This is a genomic window from Hydrogenophaga sedimenti, assembly GCF_051857515.1.
Classification (GTDB): Bacteria; Pseudomonadota; Gammaproteobacteria; order Burkholderiales; family Burkholderiaceae_C; genus Hydrogenophaga.
In genome coordinates this window covers 249,558-266,390 of the sequence record NZ_JBPZHA010000004.1, presented here as the reverse complement: position 1 = coordinate 266,390, position 16,833 = coordinate 249,558, and the positions used below count along the sequence as shown (strand labels likewise).

General features: G+C 69.4%; 17 protein-coding genes and 1 riboswitch. Of the genes, 9 read left to right on the top strand and 8 right to left on the bottom strand.

Annotation, left to right across the window (positions count from 1 at the left end):
• Positions 1 to 101: 101 nt before the first annotated feature.
• Positions 102 to 638: a pseudouridine synthase gene (locus ACS5NL_RS08565; RefSeq protein WP_439353306.1), complete on the top strand. Its 537-nt coding sequence runs from the start codon at positions 102 to 104 to the stop codon at positions 636 to 638.
• A gap of 21 nt (positions 639 to 659) precedes the next feature.
• Here ACS5NL_RS08565 and ctlX read toward each other — a convergent pair whose 3' ends face one another.
• Both ctlX and ocd read right to left on the bottom strand, forming a co-directional pair.
• Positions 660 to 1,625 (bottom strand): citrulline utilization hydrolase CtlX, encoded by a 966-nt coding sequence (gene ctlX, locus ACS5NL_RS08560; RefSeq protein ID WP_439353305.1) that lies wholly within the window; start codon positions 1,623 to 1,625, stop codon positions 660 to 662.
• On the bottom strand, positions 1,625 to 2,722 hold the full coding sequence (gene ocd / locus ACS5NL_RS08555) for an ornithine cyclodeaminase (RefSeq protein ID WP_439353304.1): 1,098 nt from the start codon (positions 2,720 to 2,722) through the stop codon (positions 1,625 to 1,627). Before ocd ends, ctlX begins: the two co-directional genes overlap by 1 nt.
• A 139-nt stretch (positions 2,723 to 2,861) precedes the next feature.
• On the opposite strand from ocd, the gene ACS5NL_RS08550 reads away from it, so the two are divergent.
• A complete protein-coding gene (locus ACS5NL_RS08550) occupies positions 2,862 to 3,281 on the top strand; it encodes an Lrp/AsnC family transcriptional regulator (protein WP_439353303.1) in 420 nt (139 codons plus the stop codon).
• A gap of 49 nt (positions 3,282 to 3,330) precedes the next feature.
• Here the strand turns inward: ACS5NL_RS08550 and ACS5NL_RS08545 are convergent, their stop codons facing one another.
• The gene (locus tag ACS5NL_RS08545) at positions 3,331 to 4,260 is read right to left on the bottom strand and encodes a hypothetical protein (protein WP_439353302.1); all 930 of its coding nucleotides are present in this window, start codon (positions 4,258 to 4,260) and stop codon (positions 3,331 to 3,333) included.
• A gap of 175 nt (positions 4,261 to 4,435) precedes the next feature.
• Here ACS5NL_RS08545 and ACS5NL_RS08540 point away from each other — a divergent pair, with 175 nt between their 5' ends.
• Together ACS5NL_RS08540 and ACS5NL_RS08535 are read left to right on the top strand one after the other, a co-directional pair.
• On the top strand, positions 4,436 to 5,350 hold the full coding sequence (locus ACS5NL_RS08540; protein WP_439353301.1) for a DUF6502 family protein: 915 nt from the start codon (positions 4,436 to 4,438) through the stop codon (positions 5,348 to 5,350).
• A complete protein-coding gene (locus tag ACS5NL_RS08535; protein WP_439353300.1) occupies positions 5,347 to 7,032 on the top strand; it encodes a DUF5666 domain-containing protein in 1,686 nt (561 codons plus the stop codon). Before ACS5NL_RS08540 ends, ACS5NL_RS08535 begins: the two co-directional genes overlap by 4 nt.
• A 5-nt stretch (positions 7,033 to 7,037) precedes the next feature.
• Here ACS5NL_RS08535 and ACS5NL_RS08530 read toward each other — a convergent pair whose 3' ends face one another.
• The gene (locus tag ACS5NL_RS08530) at positions 7,038 to 9,323 is read right to left on the bottom strand and encodes a helicase C-terminal domain-containing protein (protein ID WP_439353477.1); all 2,286 of its coding nucleotides are present in this window, start codon (positions 9,321 to 9,323) and stop codon (positions 7,038 to 7,040) included.
• 151 nt (positions 9,324 to 9,474) lie between these two features.
• Between ACS5NL_RS08530 and ACS5NL_RS08525 the strand changes: the two genes are divergently transcribed.
• The 4 genes from ACS5NL_RS08525 (at position 9,475) to ACS5NL_RS08510 (ending at position 12,664) form a co-directional block, all read left to right on the top strand.
• Complete coding sequence (locus ACS5NL_RS08525; protein ID WP_439353299.1) at positions 9,475 to 10,245, top strand: hypothetical protein; 771 nt, start codon at positions 9,475 to 9,477, stop codon at positions 10,243 to 10,245.
• Between the two features lie 29 nt (positions 10,246 to 10,274).
• Positions 10,275 to 10,443: riboswitch (yybP-ykoY riboswitch) on the top strand.
• A 16-nt stretch (positions 10,444 to 10,459) separates the two neighbouring features.
• On the top strand, positions 10,460 to 11,038 hold the full coding sequence (locus ACS5NL_RS08520) for a TMEM165/GDT1 family protein (RefSeq protein ID WP_439353476.1): 579 nt from the start codon (positions 10,460 to 10,462) through the stop codon (positions 11,036 to 11,038).
• A 67-nt stretch (positions 11,039 to 11,105) separates the two neighbouring features.
• Positions 11,106 to 11,909 (top strand): ABC transporter permease, encoded by an 804-nt coding sequence (locus ACS5NL_RS08515; RefSeq protein ID WP_439353298.1) that lies wholly within the window; start codon positions 11,106 to 11,108, stop codon positions 11,907 to 11,909.
• Between the two features lie 2 nt (positions 11,910 to 11,911).
• Entirely contained in the window at positions 11,912 to 12,664 is a 753-nt protein-coding gene (locus ACS5NL_RS08510) for an ABC transporter ATP-binding protein (protein WP_439353297.1), read from the top strand.
• A gap of 12 nt (positions 12,665 to 12,676) precedes the next feature.
• Here ACS5NL_RS08510 and ACS5NL_RS08505 read toward each other — a convergent pair whose 3' ends face one another.
• Genes ACS5NL_RS08505 through msrB form a run of 3 tightly spaced genes read right to left on the bottom strand, consistent with a single transcriptional unit; the run spans position 12,677 to position 14,222 of the window.
• Positions 12,677 to 12,889: a SlyX family protein gene (locus ACS5NL_RS08505; RefSeq protein ID WP_439353296.1), complete on the bottom strand. Its 213-nt coding sequence runs from the start codon at positions 12,887 to 12,889 to the stop codon at positions 12,677 to 12,679.
• Complete coding sequence (gene cysK / locus ACS5NL_RS08500; protein ID WP_439353295.1) at positions 12,886 to 13,806, bottom strand: cysteine synthase A; 921 nt, start codon at positions 13,804 to 13,806, stop codon at positions 12,886 to 12,888. The genes ACS5NL_RS08505 and cysK overlap by 4 nt, the downstream gene beginning before the upstream one ends.
• Positions 13,803 to 14,222 (bottom strand): peptide-methionine (R)-S-oxide reductase MsrB, encoded by a 420-nt coding sequence (gene msrB / locus ACS5NL_RS08495; protein ID WP_439353294.1) that lies wholly within the window; start codon positions 14,220 to 14,222, stop codon positions 13,803 to 13,805. Before msrB ends, cysK begins: the two co-directional genes overlap by 4 nt.
• Positions 14,223 to 14,347: 125 nt before the next feature.
• On the opposite strand from msrB, the gene ACS5NL_RS08490 reads away from it, so the two are divergent.
• On the top strand, positions 14,348 to 15,991 hold the full coding sequence (locus ACS5NL_RS08490; protein ID WP_439353293.1) for a 3-(methylthio)propionyl-CoA ligase: 1,644 nt from the start codon (positions 14,348 to 14,350) through the stop codon (positions 15,989 to 15,991).
• Here the strand turns inward: ACS5NL_RS08490 and ACS5NL_RS08485 are convergent.
• On the bottom strand, positions 15,970 to 16,812 hold the full coding sequence (locus ACS5NL_RS08485; protein WP_439353292.1) for an FTR1 family iron permease: 843 nt from the start codon (positions 16,810 to 16,812) through the stop codon (positions 15,970 to 15,972). The genes ACS5NL_RS08490 and ACS5NL_RS08485 overlap by 22 nt on opposite strands.
• Positions 16,813 to 16,833: the final 21 nt, after the last annotated feature.

Genomic DNA, 16,833 nt, shown 5'->3' with positions numbered 1-16,833 from the left:
GTCCCGCGCCAAGCGCTGGATGCGGGCCAGCGCCCGGCACGCCAGCGCACGCGCTGCGGCTATGCTCGGCAGCTCCCCGCCGACCTCGACCCAGCCTCCTCATGACCGCCCGCCTGATCCGCTTCAACAAACCCTATGGCGTGTTGAGCCAGTTCACGGCCGAGGGCAAGTGGCGAGGCCTCAAGGACCACATTCACCTGCCCGGCGTCTACGTGGCCGGGCGGCTGGACGCCGACAGCGAAGGCCTGCTGCTGCTCACCGACGATGGCCAGTTGCAGGCCCGCATCGCAGACCCGCGGTTCAAGATGGAGAAGACCTACTGGGTGCAGGTGGAGGGCCTGCCCGGTGAAGCCGCGCTGGCGGCGCTGCGCAGCGGCGTGGTGCTCAACGACGGCCCCACGCTGCCCGCCAGAGCGCGCCTGCTGGAGCCGCCCCCGGTGGTGTGGGAGCGCCACCCGCCCATCCGCGAGCGCAAGGCCATCCCCACCGCGTGGATCGAACTCATCATCCGCGAGGGCCGCAACCGCCAGGTGCGGCGCATGACCGCCGCGGTGGGTCATCCCACGCTGCGGCTCATCCGCGCGGCCATCGGGCCACACACGCTTGAGGGTCTGGCGCCCGGCGCCTGGGCGGAGTGAGTCGCCGGTCGGGTCGCGCAGTCAGGCGGCGCGACGCGGTGCCAGGTGCACGCCCGCCAGCATGCAGCGCACCGAGCCGCCCGCCAGTTCGATGGTCGGCACATCCAGTGGCAGCAGCCGGGCCGACTGTTCGATGGCGCGGCGCTGGTGGTCCGTGAGGCACGCGGCGGCGCGGGCCGACAGCGCGAGCACGCGGCCGTTCGGTGTGGACAGCTCGATCGCGTTGCCCGCGAAGTCGGCCACCTGCTGCTGCGTGATGGGCAGCACCTCGCGCCCGGTTTCTTCCAGCCGCTGGCGCAGCTCCTGCGCGCGGGCGCGGTCGGTGATGGCGTCGAGCGCGACCAGCGCGAACTGTGTGGCGATGCACATCAGCACGTTGGTGTGGTAGATCGGCCGGCCCTGTGTGTCGGCGGTGTCGAACACCAGCGGCTCGTAGTTGAAGTGCGTCGCGAAATGTTCGAGCGCGACCGGGTCGGCGCGGTGCGAGCGCGCGGTGAAGGCGATGCGCGCCAGGTGGTCCAGCACCATCGCGCCCGTGCCTTCGAGGAACAGGCCGTCGTGTTCGAGCCCGCTGTAGTCGATCACGTCCTGCACGCGGTAGTGCTGCTTCAGAAATTCCAGCACGTCGCTGCGCCGCTCGCGCCGGCGGCTGGGGTTGAACATGGGGTAGACCGCCACGTGCCCGCCCGGGTGGGTGGAGAACCAGTTGTTGGGGAACACCGAGTCGGGCGTCTGGTCGCGACCGTCGTCGTCGAACAGGTGCACCGCCACGCCCGCGCTGCGCAGCGTGTCGGCGGCGCGGCTCACTTCGTCGAAGGCGCGTTGCGCCACTTCGTCGGCGGGCCGGTCGGGTGAACGCTGGAAACCGTTGTCTGCCGCGGTCTCCGGGTTGGGCCTGAAGTGGCGCGGGCGGACCATCACCACCGCCGGCGGCGCCTGGATGGACATGGGCTGGGCCGTGCGGGGCAGGGCGGTGGTGGCGTCCATCAGGCGCCCACCTTGGTGGTTGCCCCCGCGGCCACGGGCGCGCGCAGCGTGCCGAACAGGTTCTTGGGGTCGGCCAGCTGCGGGATCAGCGCGATGCGCTCACCCAAGCCCAGCCTTTCGGCGGTCTGCTGCATGAAGCGCAGGGCGGAGAAGTCTTCGAGCGCGAAGCCGACCGAGTCGAACACGGTGACCTGCCCGGCGCTGTCGCGTCCGGCGCGTTCGCCACGCAGCACCTGCCAGAGTTCGGTGACGGCGAAGTCCGCCGGCTTGTGCTGGATCTCGCCCTCCACGCGCGACTGCGGTTCGTACTCGACGAAGACCTTGGCGGCGTCGAGGATGTCGCCGTGCAGCTCGGTCTTGCCCGGGCAGTCGCCGCCCACGGCGTTGAGGTGCATGCCGGGCTCGATCATGTCGGGCGTGAGGATCAGCGCCATCGCCTTGTCGGCGGTGACGGTGGTCACGATGTCTGCGCCCCTGACCGCTTCGGCCGTGCTCTGACACACCGTGATCCGCAGGCCGCTGCCTTGCAGGTTGGCCACCAGCTTGGCGCTGGCGGCCGGGTCCACGTCGTACAGGCGCAGGTCGGTGATGCCGACCAGGTGCTGGAAGGCCAGGGCCTGGAACTCGCTCTGCGCGCCATTGCCGATCAGCGCCATCACGCGGCTGTCGGGGCGGGCCAGGGTCTTCGCGGCCAGGGCCGACATGGCGGCGGTGCGCAGCGCGGTGGTCAGCGTGAGCTCGCTCAGGAACAGCGGCGCGCCGGTGTCCACGTCGGCCAGCACGCCAAATGCCATCACGGTCGACAGGCCCAGGCGGGTGTTGCCGGGGTGGCCGTTGACGTACTTGAAGCTGTAGCGGTGGTCGTCGGCCACGGGCATGAGCTCGATCACGCCGCCGGCCGAGTGCGCGGCCACGCGGGCGGTCTTGTCGAAGTCGGCCCAGCGCCCGAAGTCGGCGCGGATGTTGGCGGCGATGGCTTCGATGCTGGCGGCCACGCCGTGGCGGCGCACCAGTTCGGCGGCTTCGGGGGCACCCAGGTACAAGGTGCCGGCTTCGACGAAGCGGGCGAGGTCGGGGTTGTGGACAGTGGTTTTCATGGTCGTCTCCGGCAAAAGCCCAGGCAATGACTGGGGGAGCAGGCAGTGTGCGGGCCGGTGATGGCAATGAAAAGTGGCAACTCTTTATGAAAATGGCAGAAAATCTGTCATTTCGGTAGGCCTGAATGGCGTTTTGATCATGGATGACCTCGACCAGCAACTCATCGCCCTGCTGCGGCAGGACGCCCGCCTCTCGGTGGCCGACCTGGCGCACAAGCTCAGGGTCTCGCGCGGCACCGTCACCAACCGGCTGCGCAAGCTCGAAGACACGCAGGTGATCGTGGGCTACACGGTGCGCCTGAAACCCGAAGCGCAGACCGAACGCATCCGCGCCTGGATGGGCGTGCTGGTCGAGGGCAACCAGACGCGGCTGGTGATCGCCAGCCTGCTGGGCGAACCGGCGGTGGCGGCGCTGCACGACACCAACGGCCGCTGGGACCTGCTGGCCGAGCTGGAGGTGGGCTCGATGGCCGAGCTGTCCCAGGCGCTGGAGCGCATCCGCCTGGTCAGCGGCATCCGCGGCACGGAGACCAGCATCCTGCTCAACAGCTACCGCTGAGACAAAAAAAAACCGGCCGAAGCCGGGCGAAGAGTACCGCCTCGCGCGTTCAGTTGCCGACGCGCGACGCGAGATCGTCCAGACCGGTGTGGCGCACATGGCCCGGGGCGTCGTCGGCGCCACGGGTGCGGGTGCGGGTGTGACCCGGGGCGTCATCGGCGCCGCGGGTGCGGGTCCGCGTCTGGCCCGGGGCGGTCACGCTGCCCTGGGTGGTCTGTCCGGGGGCGTTCACCGTGCCGATGGTGTTCAGGCCCGGGGCGGTGAGGGTGCCGCGACCGCGCACGCGGCCGTCGCTGTCGTCCGGTGCATCCGCCACACCGTTGTCTTCCACGCCACGGGGCCGGTCGCGGCCGCTGATGTGACCGTCGGCGTGGTGGTTCGGGCCGTCGTCGGTGCCGCGGCCACGGCCGCGGTCGTCGCTGCTGGTGGTGGTGGTGCTCGAGGACGAGGAACTGCTGGAGGAGGTCGAGCTGGAGGTCGTGGCGCTGCTGGACGAGCGGGAGTCGTCGCTGCTACGGCCCCGGCTTTCGCTCGAACCGGAACGGCCGCTGCTGTCCGAGCCCGAACGCCCGCCGCTGGAAGAGCCCGAGGAGCCGCCGCCCGACGAACCTCCGCTGGAAGAGCCGCCACTCGAGGCGCCGCCGCCGGAAGAGCCGCCGCTCGATGAACCGCCGCTGGAAGAACCCGAGGAACCACCTTTGCCGCTGCCCGAGTTGGAGCCGCCGCCGGAGCTGCCGCCGGAGCTGGAGCCGCCGCCCGAGGCCGACGAACCGCCCGAGGAACCCCCGGAAGAGCCGCCCTTGGAATCGCCGCCCTTGCCGCTGCCGCTGTTGCTGCCGCCGGAGGACGAGCCGCTGGAACCGCCGCCGCTGCCGGAGCTGCCCGAACCACCGTCTTTGGCCAGCACGGTTGCGGAAGCCATGGCCAGCGCCACGGCGGTGATGAGGGTCGCGAGATGGGTCTTCTTGAAGGTGACCATGGTTTTCTCCTGAGGTGTGTGTGAACGGGGAACTGATCTGTATGTGTGGGAAGTTTTCTCACGCATGGCGGCATTTTGGGTGGGAAAATTTCCCACGTCAAGTGTTTGTGTGAATTTTTCCCACATGAAGTGTTAAACTTCGTGTCATCCCCTCCAGAGCCCGCCGGTCCCAGCCATGTCTGCCTCTCCCGAACCTTCTGCTGCCCTGCGCGGCGCCGCACCCGGTGGCCCTTCGCCTGCGCTGGTGCGGGCACTGCGCAAGCTGCTGCGTCCGCTGGTGCGCCTGATGCTGGCGCACGGCATCACCTATCCCTATCTGTCGGACCTGCTCAAGGGACTGTTCGTCGAGGTGGCGGAGCAGGACTTCCGGCTGGACCACAAGCCGCCCACGGACAGCCGCGTGAGCCTGGTCAGCGGCGTGCACCGCAAGGACGTGGCACGGCTGCGCAGCCTGCTGGACAGCGCGGAGCCCATCGAACCGTCGGTGGTGCCGCGCGGCGCCCAGCTGGTGGCGCACTGGATGGGGCAACCCAAATACCTGCTGGAAGACGGCAGCCCGCGGCCGCTGGCACGGCTGGTCAGCGAAGGTGGCGAGCTGTCGTTCGAGGCGCTGGTCACCAGCGTGAACAGCGACATCCGCTCGCGCGTGGTGCTCGACGAATGGCTGAGCCTGGGGGTGGTGCACCTCGATGAAGTCGGGCGCGTCTGCCTGAACACCGCAGCCTTCGTGCCCACGCACGGCGCCGACGAAAAGGCCTTCTACCTGGGCCACAACCTGCACGACCACGCGGCCGCCGCGGTGCACAACCTGCTGGCCGGCAAGCCGCCGTTCATGGAGCGCAGCGTGCACTACAACGCGCTGACCCCGGCCTCGGTCGAGAAGCTCAACAAGATGTCCGAGCAGCTGGGCATGAAGGCCCTGCTGGCGATCAACAAGGCTGCGATGGACGCCGAGACCCAGGACCAGGCGGCCGCCGAGGCCGGTGGTGCCGCGGCCGACCAGCGCTTCACCTTTGGCACCTATTTCTTCACCGAGCGTGTCGCCGATGAGCCCGCCGGCGAGCCGACCCAGGGAGGCCGCGCGCCATGACGCTCTCGCTCGCGCTGCGCCGGCTGGGCGCACTGGTGCCCCTGTTGGCGCTGGTGGCCTGCGGCACGGTGGCCAATGCGCCCCAGACGCCCGGCGCGGCCGCGTGCAGCGTCGCTTCGCTGACCAACCCGGCAAAGATGGCGCCCGGCCTGGGCGGCAGCGGGGCGCCGGTGGCGCGGGGGCCGGACCCCGGTGGCATCGGCGGGACGGGGCAGCCCTTGCAGGCGGCGGTGGGCAACGGCCTGGGCGGCACCGGCGCACCGGTGGTGGCGCAGGGCGGCGGCAGTGGCATCGGGGGCACCGGCAAACCGCTGGCCTCGGGCGACAAGGGGCTGGGCGGTACCGGCATCGTGGGTGTGGTGACCGGCTTTGCCAGCATCTGTGTCAACGGTGTCGAGGTGGAATACGACCCGTCGACGCCGTTGGAGCGCGACGGGGAAGCCGCGTCCCTCTCGGCGCTCGACGTCGGACAGCTGGTGGCCTTGCAGGCCAGCGGCGAGGGCGACCAGTTGCGCGCCAGCCGCGTGGTGGTGATCGACGCGGCGGTCGGTCCCCTGACCGCGGTCGACCTGTCCACGGGCCGGTTCGCGGTCATGGGCCAGCCGGCCCTGGCGCTCGAAAAAGGCGACCTGCAGGGGCTGGCGGCCGGCGACTGGGTGCGGGTCAGCGGGCAGCGCGTGCACAGTGGCGAGATCCGTGCGACGCGGGTGCAGCGGGTCGCGACCCCGGCGAAGGCTTTCGTGTCCGGCACCTATGCGGTGGCGGGTGTTGCCGGGCTGTCCGTGGGCGGAACGCCACTGACGGTCGCCGACCTGCCGCCGGGTCTGCGCGAAGGGCAGGAGGTGGGCGTCAGCGGCGACTGGGAAGCCGGCCGTCTGCGGGTGCGCGAGTGGCGCATCCAGCCCACGCGCCAGGCGCTGGACGGCACCCGCGACGTGCTGCTACAAGGCTATGTGCACGGTCTGCGTGGTGGCGAACTGCAGCTGGGCTACGAATCGCTCCGGCTCGACGACAAGGTGAAGGTGTTCGGCGGCAACCTGCAGTCGCTGAAGGTGGACCAGTCGGTGCAGGTGCGGGCGCGTGTGGACGAGCAGCACCGCTTGACGGTGCAGCGCATCGAGCTGCGGACGGAGGGCCGGCGCGGCGAGTTCGTGCGTTCGTCCACCGCCTCGGCACCAGCGACCGCCGCCTCGGCAGCCATCCTTTCGACCACCCCGGCGGCGACCGGCAGCTCGGGCGGCGATGCCTCCGGCGGCAATGCCTCGCGCAATGGCGTCTCGGACGATGGCGGAGGCCGGGGCCGTGGTGGCAGCGGGTCTTCGGGCAGTGGCTCGTCCGGCAGCGGCCGTGGAGGTTCTTCTGGTGGCAGCGGTTCGTCGGGCAGCAGTGGTTCCTCGGGCGGCAGCGGCTCGTCGGGTGGCTCGTCCGGAGGCTCTTCTGGCAGCGGTTCCTCTGGCAGTGGGTCGTCCGGCAGCAGTGGCTCATCGGGCAGCGGCTCCTCGGGCAGCAGTGGCTCATCGGGCAGCGGCTCCTCGGGCAGCAGCGGTTCTTCGGGGAGCAGTGGCTCCTCGGGCAGCAGCGGATCGTCCAGCGGGAGCGGGTCTTCGGGCAGCAGTGGTTCTTCGGGCGGCGATTCCGGTGGCGACTCCGGGCGTGGTCGCAACCGCGGCGGACGCAACTGAAGGATTCAGGGCCGCGCGGCGATCGCGACCTGCCACCAGGCCGGCAGCAGCCGGCGCACCTCGGCCCGCGCATAGCGGTCGTCCAGCAGCCAGACCACGCCGCGGTCCTGCTCTGAACGGATCACGCGCCCGGCCGCCTGCACCACCTTCATCACGCCGGGAAACAGGTAGGTGGCGTCGTGGCCGTTGCCGGTCAGCGCCTGCAGCCGCTCGCGCATGCGCTCGTTGTCGGCGTTGACCTGCGGCATGCCCAGCGTCGCGATGAAGGCGCCCACCAGGCGCTCGCCCGGCAGGTCGATGCCCTCGCCGAACGCACCGCCCAGCACGGCGAAACCGATGCCGCGGCCGCCGTCGGCGAAGCGGGCGATGAAGGCGTCGCGGTCGGCCTCGGCCATGCCCCGGGTCTGTGACCAGACCGGGATGTCGGTGGTGGTCTGGCCCAGGCGCTGCAGCGCGCGGTCGAGGTAGTCGAAGCTGCTGAAGAACGCCAGGTAGTTGCCCGGCCGCTCGTGGTACTGCGCCGCGATCACCTGCACCAGCGCGTCCAGCGAACGCTCGCGGTCGCGGTAGCGGGTCGAGATCCAGGGTGCGATGCGCACCTGCAACTGCTCGGCCGCGAACGGCGAGGGCAGGTCGATGTGTGCTGTGTCCTCGGGCAGGCCAAGCATGGAACGGATGTGCCCGACCGGGGCCAGCGTGGCGGAAAACAGCGTGGCGCTGCGCGCACCCTGCCAGCGCTCCTGCAGCCAGGGGCCGGGCACCACGTTGCGGATGCGCAGGGTCGGCAGGCGCCGCCCGCGCCCGCCGGGCGCCGCGGCCCAGGGGCCGGCTTCGCACAGCGAGTGCTCGCCGAACTGTTCGGCGATGCGCACGAAGTGCATCGCCTCGAAAGCCCACAGCAGCAGCGGCGCGTCGGCTGCGGTGTCGCGGGCCGTCGCGAGCTGTTCGGTGATGGCGGCGGCGGTGTTCTGCAGCGTGGTCAGCCAGTCGGCCGGCACGCCCCCGGGCAGCGGCGTGGCGTCGCTGTCCGGCGTTTCCAGCTCGCGCGCCAGCGCACTCCAGCGCCGGTGCAGCGTGTCCATCGCCCTTCTGACATCGGGCGGTGCGCTGTGGCGCAACCGAAGGAACTCGTTCGCGTCGAGCGTGGCGCTGTACATCTTGCGGGCCCGCTCGATCAGGTTGTGCGCCTCGTCGACCAGCAGCGTGACCTGCCAGCCTTCTTCCTGCGCCAGCGCGAACCAGTGCGCGCCCACATCGAACCAGTGGTTGTAGTCGCCCACCAGCACATCGCTCCAGCGCTGCATCTCCTGCCCGAGGTAGTAGGGGCAGATGCCGTGCGCCAGGGCGGTCTCGCGCAGCGTGTCGCGGTCCAGCCAGGCGGTCTGCGCCGCGGCCGCGCGCGCGGCGGGCAGGCGGTCGTAAAAGCCCCTGGCCAGCGGGCAGGACTCGCCATGACAGGCCTTGTCGGGGTGTTCGCAGGCCTTGTCGCGCGCAACCCGCTCCAGCACCCGCAGCGGCAGGCGCTGCGGCGCACCCAGGCGCGCCAATCCGTCCAGCGCGAGCTGGCGCCCGGTCGTGCGCGCGGTCAGGAACAGCAGGCGGTCGGTGTGCTGGGACGGAGCGGCACGCAGGCCGCCGAACAGGGTGGCCAGGGTCTTGCCGATGCCGGTCGGCGCCTGCGCCAGCAGGTGGCGGCTGCGGACCTGGGCGCGGTAGACATCGGCGGCCAGTTCACGCTGGCCCGGCCGGAAGGCGTCGAACGGAAAGGCGAGCGCCGACAGTGCCGCATCGCGCTGGCGGCGGTGCGCCTGTTCCGCGCGCGCCCAGTCCAGGTAGCGCCGGCACAGGTCGCCGAAGAAGGCCTGGAGTTCTTCCGCACTGCAGGACTCGCTGAGCACCGTCTCCTGGCCGCTGTCGATGTCGAAGTACACCAGCGCCACCTCGATGTGCGCCAGCCCGAGCTGCTCGCACAGCATCCAGCCGTACACGCGGGCCTGCGCCCGGTGCAGCGCCTGGTGGTTGGGCGGCACCAGGCCCGCGTCGCCGCGCCGGGTCTTGATCTCTTCGACCCGCTTCGCGACGCTGTCGAAGCCGTCGGCGCGGCCCTGCACCGTCAGCGGTCCGTGCCGCGCGCTCAGCGGCACTTCGCGCTGGTAGCCGGCGGCGCGCCGGGCGGTCACGGTCTGGTGGCCGGCGATGCCTTCGGTGCCGGTGGGCGAGGGCGTGAAGCGCAGGTCGAGGTCGCCGCTGCGGGCGGTGAAGTGGCAGAGTGTGCGCACCGCGACCAGCAGCGGCTCGTCCGTCAGGAAAGCCGCCTCGGCGGCGGCAGGAGGGGAGGCGGGATCGGTCACGGGGCGTCGGCCTGATTGACAGCGATGGTACTGGATATATAGTCAGTCCCCCGTGCCAGAAAGCCCCGACGCCCTCCCCCCCATCGGCCGTGTGCACCACCGCCGTCTGCGCGAGATCCACCGCTCGGCCGGCTGGCCTTGCCAGGACATGGTCGAGGTCGAACTGCTGGCCGCCGGCCTGCTGGAGCGCCAGCTGGACGAGGGGCGCGAGCGGCTGCGCGTGACCGATGCCGGCATCCAGCTGCTCGCGCGCGTGTTCGCCGGCAACAAGGCCGCGCGCTCGGCGCACGAGGCCCTGGTCGAGCAGGTGGCCACCGCGATGGCTCGGGCCGGGCGCCTGGCCTGGCGCGGGCTGGCGCTGCGGGTGGCGCTGCCGATGGAGTTGCTGCTCGGCGAACCCGCCGACCTGGTGGTGCAGGAGCCCCGCCCCGCGGGCTTGTGGACCGAGCTGGCCGCACCCGAGCCGCCACCGGCGCACGGCTGGTGCATGGCCTGCCCCGACGTGTTCTCGATCCGGCACAGCTCGGTTGAGGCCTACCTCGAGCCGGTGGTGCACGAGATCAAGGTGCACCGATCCGACCTGCTGGGCGACCTCAAGCGGCCAGCCAAGCGCGCGGCCTACCTGGGGATGGCCGGCGCCTGCTGGTACGTGCTGGGCGAAGACGCGAAGGGGCGGCCGATCGGCGGGCCCGAAGAGATCCCGCCGGAATGTGGCGTGATGCTGGTCGAGCGCGGCGTGCTGCGGGTGGCCCGCGAGGCGCCCCGGCGCGCGATGGAGCGGCTGCCGTTCCACGTCTGGATGGCACTGGCCAAGGCCGGACCGGCCTGGCGCGAGGACGACGCGCCGCAACAGGCCCTTTGACCGGGAGGCCGGCCAGCGCCGGCTACAATCGCCGGGTCATTGGGGAGTAGCCGCTCTTCACCCCGAAGAGGTTTGCGTCAACACACTTGTCCGTTCCAGGACATGGCGCCGACAGTCCCGCACCTGGCAAGACCTTTGACCACGATGCCCCGCATGAGGCCGGGGGTGCGTCGTGGTCAAACGCGTTCTGCGCCGGCCCGTGAAAGATCCCATGCTGGAATCCCTCTTCGTCTCCACCGGTGTCGTTGCCCTGGCCGAAATCGGCGACAAGACGCAACTGCTCGCCTTCATCCTCGCGGCCCGCTTCAAGAAGCCGCTGCCCATCATTGCCGGCATCCTGCTGGCGACCATCGTCAACCACGGCCTGGCCGGTGCGCTGGGCGCCTGGATCACGGCCAACGTCAGCCCCGAGGTGCTGCGCTGGGTGCTCGGCGCCTCGTTCATCGGCATGGCGATCTGGACCCTGATTCCCGACAAGATCGAGGAAGAAGAAACCCAGGTCGCGCAGAAGCTGGGCGTGTTCGGCGCCACGCTGATCACCTTCTTCCTGGCCGAGATGGGCGACAAGACACAGATCGCCACGGTGGCGATGGCGGCGCACTATGCGACGCCGCTGCTGGTGGTCATCGGCACCACGCTGGGCATGCTGATCGCGGACGTGCCGGCGGTGTTCGTCGGCGACCGCCTGGCCAACAAGATCCCGATGAAGCTGGTGCACTCGATCGCCGCCGGCATCTTTGCGGTGCTGGGCGTGGCGACCCTGCTGGGGGCGGGCAGCCGCCTCGGCTTCTGACTTTCTGACGGCTCCCTGGCGTGACCCTGTGATAGCCTCACGCCGACTTTTGTAACGGAGTGTTTGCATGGATGTCGCTGGCGGTTGGCGTCGGTCTCCGGCGGTGAAGGACATCACCGCCGGCCTGCGGTGCTGGCCCATCATCAGTTTCATGGCGCTCAGCGACGTGCGCGCCCGCTACAAGCGCAGCGTGCTCGGCCCGCTGTGGCTGACGCTGGGCACGGCCTTCGGCTCCATCGGCCTGGGCCTGCTCTGGAGCGAGCTGATGCACATCCCGGCCGCGCAGTTCGTGCCGACCCTGACGGCCGGTCTGATCCTCTGGCAATTCATTGCCGGTGTGCTCAGCGAATCCAGCACCGTGTATGCGCGCCAGTCGTCGGTGATCCGCAACCTCAGCCTGCCGCTGTCGATCTACCCGCCTCAGCTGGTGCTGCGGCACGTGGTGAACCTGCTGCACAACCTGCCCATCCTGCTCGTCGTGGGGTTGCTGTACGGCTTGCCCGTGGGGTGGGCCACGCTGCTGGTGGTGCCGGCGCTGTTGCTTCTGGTGCTGAACCTCTACTGGGTCTGTGTGGTGGTGAGCATCCTGGGTGCGCGCTTTCGCGACCTGGAGCACATCATCGGCGCCGTGCTGCCGCTGCTGATGTTCATCAGCCCGGTGTTCTACCGGCCCAACTACCTGCCGTTCAGCGAGAAGATCCTCTGGTTCAACCCGCTGTCGCACGCCATCGAGCTGGTGCGTTCGCCCCTGCTGGGCCACGCGCCACCGATGTTCGTGGTCTGGGCCAACCTGGGAGCGCTGGCCGCCGGCCTGGCGCTGGCGTTCTGGCTCTTCAACGACAAGCGCGACCGCATCGCGTTCTGGATCTGAGCATGGCAAGACTGACGCTCCGGAACGTGACGGTGCAATACCCGATCTACAACAGCCGCAGCTTCTCGCTGCGCAACCAGATCCTGCGCGTGAGCACCGGCGGGCGCATCGAGCGCGACGCCGGACAGGTCAGCGTGGTGACGGCGCTCAAGGACGTGTCCTTCGACCTGCGCGATGGCGACGCGGTGGCGCTGATGGGCCACAACGGCGCCGGCAAGAGCACCATGCTGCGCACGCTGGCGGGGGTCTACACGCCGATCTCTGGCAGCATCGAACGCCAGGGCCGTGTCTCCACCATGCTCGAACTCGGGGCCGGCATCGACGGCGAACTCTCGGGCTACGAGAACATCACGCGCATGGGCGTGCTGCTGGGCATGAGCCTGAAGGAAATCGAGGCCCATGTGGCCGACATCGAGACCTTCTGCCAGCTCGGCGACTTCCTTCGCCTGCCGGTGCGGACCTATTCCTCGGGCATGTCGACGCGGCTGATGTTCGCGGTGGCGACCACGGTGCAGCCGGAAATCCTGCTGGTCGACGAGATCTTCGGCATGGGCGATGCCGAGTTCCAGGTCAATGCCAAGCGGCGCATGGAGAGCCTGATCCAGAAGGTCGGCATCTTCGTCTTCGCGACCCACAACGACGAACTGATCGAGCGCTACTGCAACCGCTTCTTCCGGCTGGAGCATGGCACGGTGCGCGAGATGAGCCGGGCCGAAGCCCTGGCGGCCCACTACGCGGCCACCGGCCGGCAGTGAGCACGTCGGGGATCAGTAGTGCGGCGGCAGCTCGTCGCGCAGGCTGCGAAAGCCCGGCGGCTGCGAATCGTCCTGGTGTTGCCGCAGCCGGCTGACCTCGTGGATCAGCATGGCGATCTGGTCGTGCTGCTTGACCACCATGGTGTTGAGCGTGTCGACCAGGTCTTCCAGGTAGCTGATCTTGATCTCCAGCTGCGCCAGGCGTTCGTCGGTGTCGGCGCTCATGCCGGCAGGAAACCTTCGACCGAGAGGTAGCGCTCGCCGGTGTCGTAGTTGAAGCCGAGCACGCGGGCGTTGGCCGGCAGCTCGGGCAGTTTCTGCGCGATGGCCTGCAGCGTGGCGCCAGAGGAAATGCCGACCAGCATGCCTTCTTCGCTCGCACAGCGGCGGGCCATTTCGCGCGCGGGCTCTGCGTCGACCTGGATCACGCCGTCGAGCAGCTCGGTCTTGAGGTTGCCTGGGATGAAGCCGGCGCCGATGCCCTGGATCGGGTGGGGCGAGGGGGCGCCACCCGAGATCACCGGCGAGGCGGTGGGCTCGACCGCATACACCTTGAGCTGCGGCCACTGGGCCTTGAGCACCTGGGCGCAACCGCTGAGGTGGCCGCCAGTGCCGACACCGGTGATCAGCACGTCCAGGCCCTCTGGGAAGTCGGCCAGGATTTCCTGCGCCGTGGTCTTGGCATGCACCGCGATGTTGGCCGGGTTGTCGAACTGCATCGGCATCCAGGCGCCGGGCGTGCTGGCCACGATCTCCTGTGCGCGGGCGATCGAGCCTTTCATGCCCTTTTCACGCGGCGTCAGATCGAAGCTGGCGCCGTAGGCCAGCATCAGGCGGCGGCGCTCGACGCTCATGCTGTCGGGCATCACGAGGACCAGCTTGTAGCCCTTGACGGCGGCGACCATGGCCAGGCCGATGCCGGTGTTGCCCGAGGTGGGCTCGACGATGGTGCCGCCGGGCTTGAGGGCCCCCGAGGCTTCGGCGTCTTCCACCATCGACAACGCGATGCGGTCCTTGATCGAGCCGCCCGGGTTGCTGCGTTCGGACTTGATCCACACCTGCTGGCTGGCGCCGGCGAACAGGCGGTTGATGCGGATGTGCGGCGTGCCGCCGATGGTCTGGAGGATGTTCTGGGCTTTCATGTCGGGTCCTTGGGTTGAAGGTCGATGGAGGCGGAGTTCATGCAGTATCGCAGCCCGCTGGGCGCAGGGCCATCTTCAAACACGTGGCCCAGGTGGGCACCGCACTGGCTGCACACGGTCTCGGTGCGCACCATGCCGTGGCTGCGGTCGGTGATCTCGGTGATGGCGCCGGGAATCGCCTTCCAGAAACTGGGCCAGCCGCAACCGGCGTCGAACTTGGTGCCCGAGTCGAACAGGTGGTTGCCGCAGCAGACGCAGTGGTAGCTGCCGTCGGCCCAGACTTCCTCGTACTTGCCGGTGAAGGGTCGTTCGGTGTGGGCACGGCGGGTCACCTCGAACGCGGCCGGTTCGGCGCCCTTCTCGGCCAGCAGGGCGCGCCATTCGGCCTCGGTCTTCTGGATCGGAAATTGGCTCATGTGCGGCTCCGGTTGGTGGTGTCTGGGGTGGGACCGTATTGTCGCTCCGGGGTGGTTTCAGGCATGATGTGGGGTTTGAAAACGAACGACCGTTCTTTTTTTATCAAGCCAAGGAGACAACCCCCATGCTGGGCCAGATGCAAAGCCAACCGCTGCTGATTTCCAACCTCATCGTCCACGCCGACCGCCACCACCACGGCACCGAAATCGTCTCGCGCCGCGTCGAGGGCGACATCCACCGCACCACCTGGGGCAACATCGCCGCCCGCGCGCGCCGCGTGGCCAATGCACTGGACAGCCTGCACCTGGGATTCGGCGAGCGCGTCGGCACGCTGGCCTGGAACGGCTACCGCCACCTGGAGCTGTATTTCGGTGTCAGCGGCTCGGGTCGCGTGCTGCACACGCTCAACCCGCGCCTGCACCCCGAGCAGCTGGTCTGGATCGTCAACCACGCCGACGACCGGGCCCTGTGTTTCGACATGACCTTCCTGCCGCTGGTGCAGGCGGTCTGGAGCAAGTGCCCGGGCGTCAAGCACTGGATCGCGCTGTGCGATGCCGACAAGCTGCCGGCCGACACCGGCATCCCCAACCTGCGCAGCTACGAAGCCTGGGTCGGCGGCGCCGACGACACCTACACCTGGCCCGAGTTCGACGAGAACTGCGCGTCCAGCATGTGCTACACCAGTGGCACCACCGGCAACCCCAAGGGCGCCGTGTATTCGCACCGCTCCACGCTGCTGCACGCCTACGGCGCGGCGCTGCCCGATGCGCTGGGCTGCTCGGCGCGCGATTCCATCCTGCCCGTGGTGCCCATGTTCCACGTCAACGCCTGGGGCCTGCCGTACTCCGCGGCGGCGGTCGGCTGCAAGCTGGTCTTCCCCGGCCCGGCGCTGGACGGCAAGTCGGTCTACGAACTGATCGAGGGCGAGAAGGTGAGCATGGCCGCGGGTGTGCCCACGGTCTGGCAGATGCTGCTGGGCCACATGCAGGCCAACGGGCTGAAGTTCAGCACGCTCAAGCGCACCGTGATCGGTGGTTCGGCCTGTCCGCCGGCCATGATCAACGCCTTCAACGACCAGTACGGTGTCGAGGTGTTGCACGCCTGGGGCATGACCGAGATGTCGCCGCTGGGCACCGTGTGCACGCTCAAGAATTCGCAGGTCGTGCTGCCGGCCGACGAGAAGCTCAAGGTGCGCCTGAAGCAGGGTCGCAGCGTGTTCGGCGTCGACATGAAGATCGTCGACGAACTGGGGGTGGAGCAGCCCTGGGACGGCAAGGCCTACGGCGACCTGCTGGTGCGTGGTCCCTGGATCATCGCGAGCTATTTCAAGGGTGAGGGTGGTGACCCGCTGCAGTACGACAAGGCCGGCCGGGGCTGGTTCCCGACCGGTGACGTCGCGACCATCGACGCCGACGGCTTCATGCAGATCACCGACCGCAGCAAGGACGTGATCAAGTCCGGCGGCGAGTGGATCAGTTCGATCGACGTCGAGAACATCGCCATGGCCCACCCGGCGGTGGCGATGGCGGCCTGCATCGGCATGAAGCATCCCAAGTGGGACGAACGCCCGATCGTGGTGGTGGTGAAGAAGCCCGGCACCGAGGTCACGCGCGAGGAACTGCTGGCCTTCTACGAGGGCAAGATCGCCAAGTGGCAGATCCCGGACGACGCGGTGTTTGTCGATGCGATCCCGCTGGGCGCGACCGGCAAGATGCAGAAGATGACGCTGCGCCAGCAGCTCGCCGACTACAAGCTGCCGACGCTCTGAGTGCGGGGGCTCGTGGACCCTTGCCGGCCCACGAGCCACATGCCGGTCGCGATCGTGGCCAGCGTGATGCCGTAGAACACCATCTGCATGCCCGAGGGCTGCGGGTCGTAGCCGATCAGGCCGTGCAGCAGCGTGCCCAGCGCCGATGAATCGGAGAGCAGGGCGCTGGTGTCCCACAGCGGGGTCGCCAGGCTGGGCAGCACGTCGGCCTGCACCAGCAGCCGCGCCACCTGCGAGGCCATGCTCGCCGCGAGCAGCAGCACCAGGACGCCGGCGGCGCCGAAGAACCACCGGAGCGGGATGCGCAGCATGCCGGCGTAGAGCAGGCCACCGACCAGGGCGCCCGCTGCGATGCCGGCTGCGCCGCCGGCCAACGTGTCGCGCAGGCCGTTTTCGCTGCTGGTGGCCACGCCGTACAGGAACAGCACCGTCTCCGCGCCTTCGCGCAGCACGGCCAGCGCCACCACCAGGAAGATCGCGGAATGCGCCTTGTTGCCGTCCTGGATGGCCTTGGCCATGTTCTTCACGTTCATCGCCATCTCGCGGCCGTGGCTGGACATCCAGATGTTGTGCCAGGCCAGCATGCACACCGCCAGCATCAGCACGCCGGCGTTGAACAGTTCCTGTCCGGCGCCATCGGCCCAGTTGGAAATCGCACCCATGCTGGAGGCGACCGCCACGGCGCCCAGCAAGCCGGCGATGAGTCCCGCACCCATCCAGCGTTCACGCCGCGGAATGCCGCGCGTGGCCGCGGCCATCACACCGATGATGAGGGCGGCTTCCAGCGATTCGCGGAAAACGATGAGTGCAGCGGCGAACATGGGGGGCGCTCCGGGGATGTG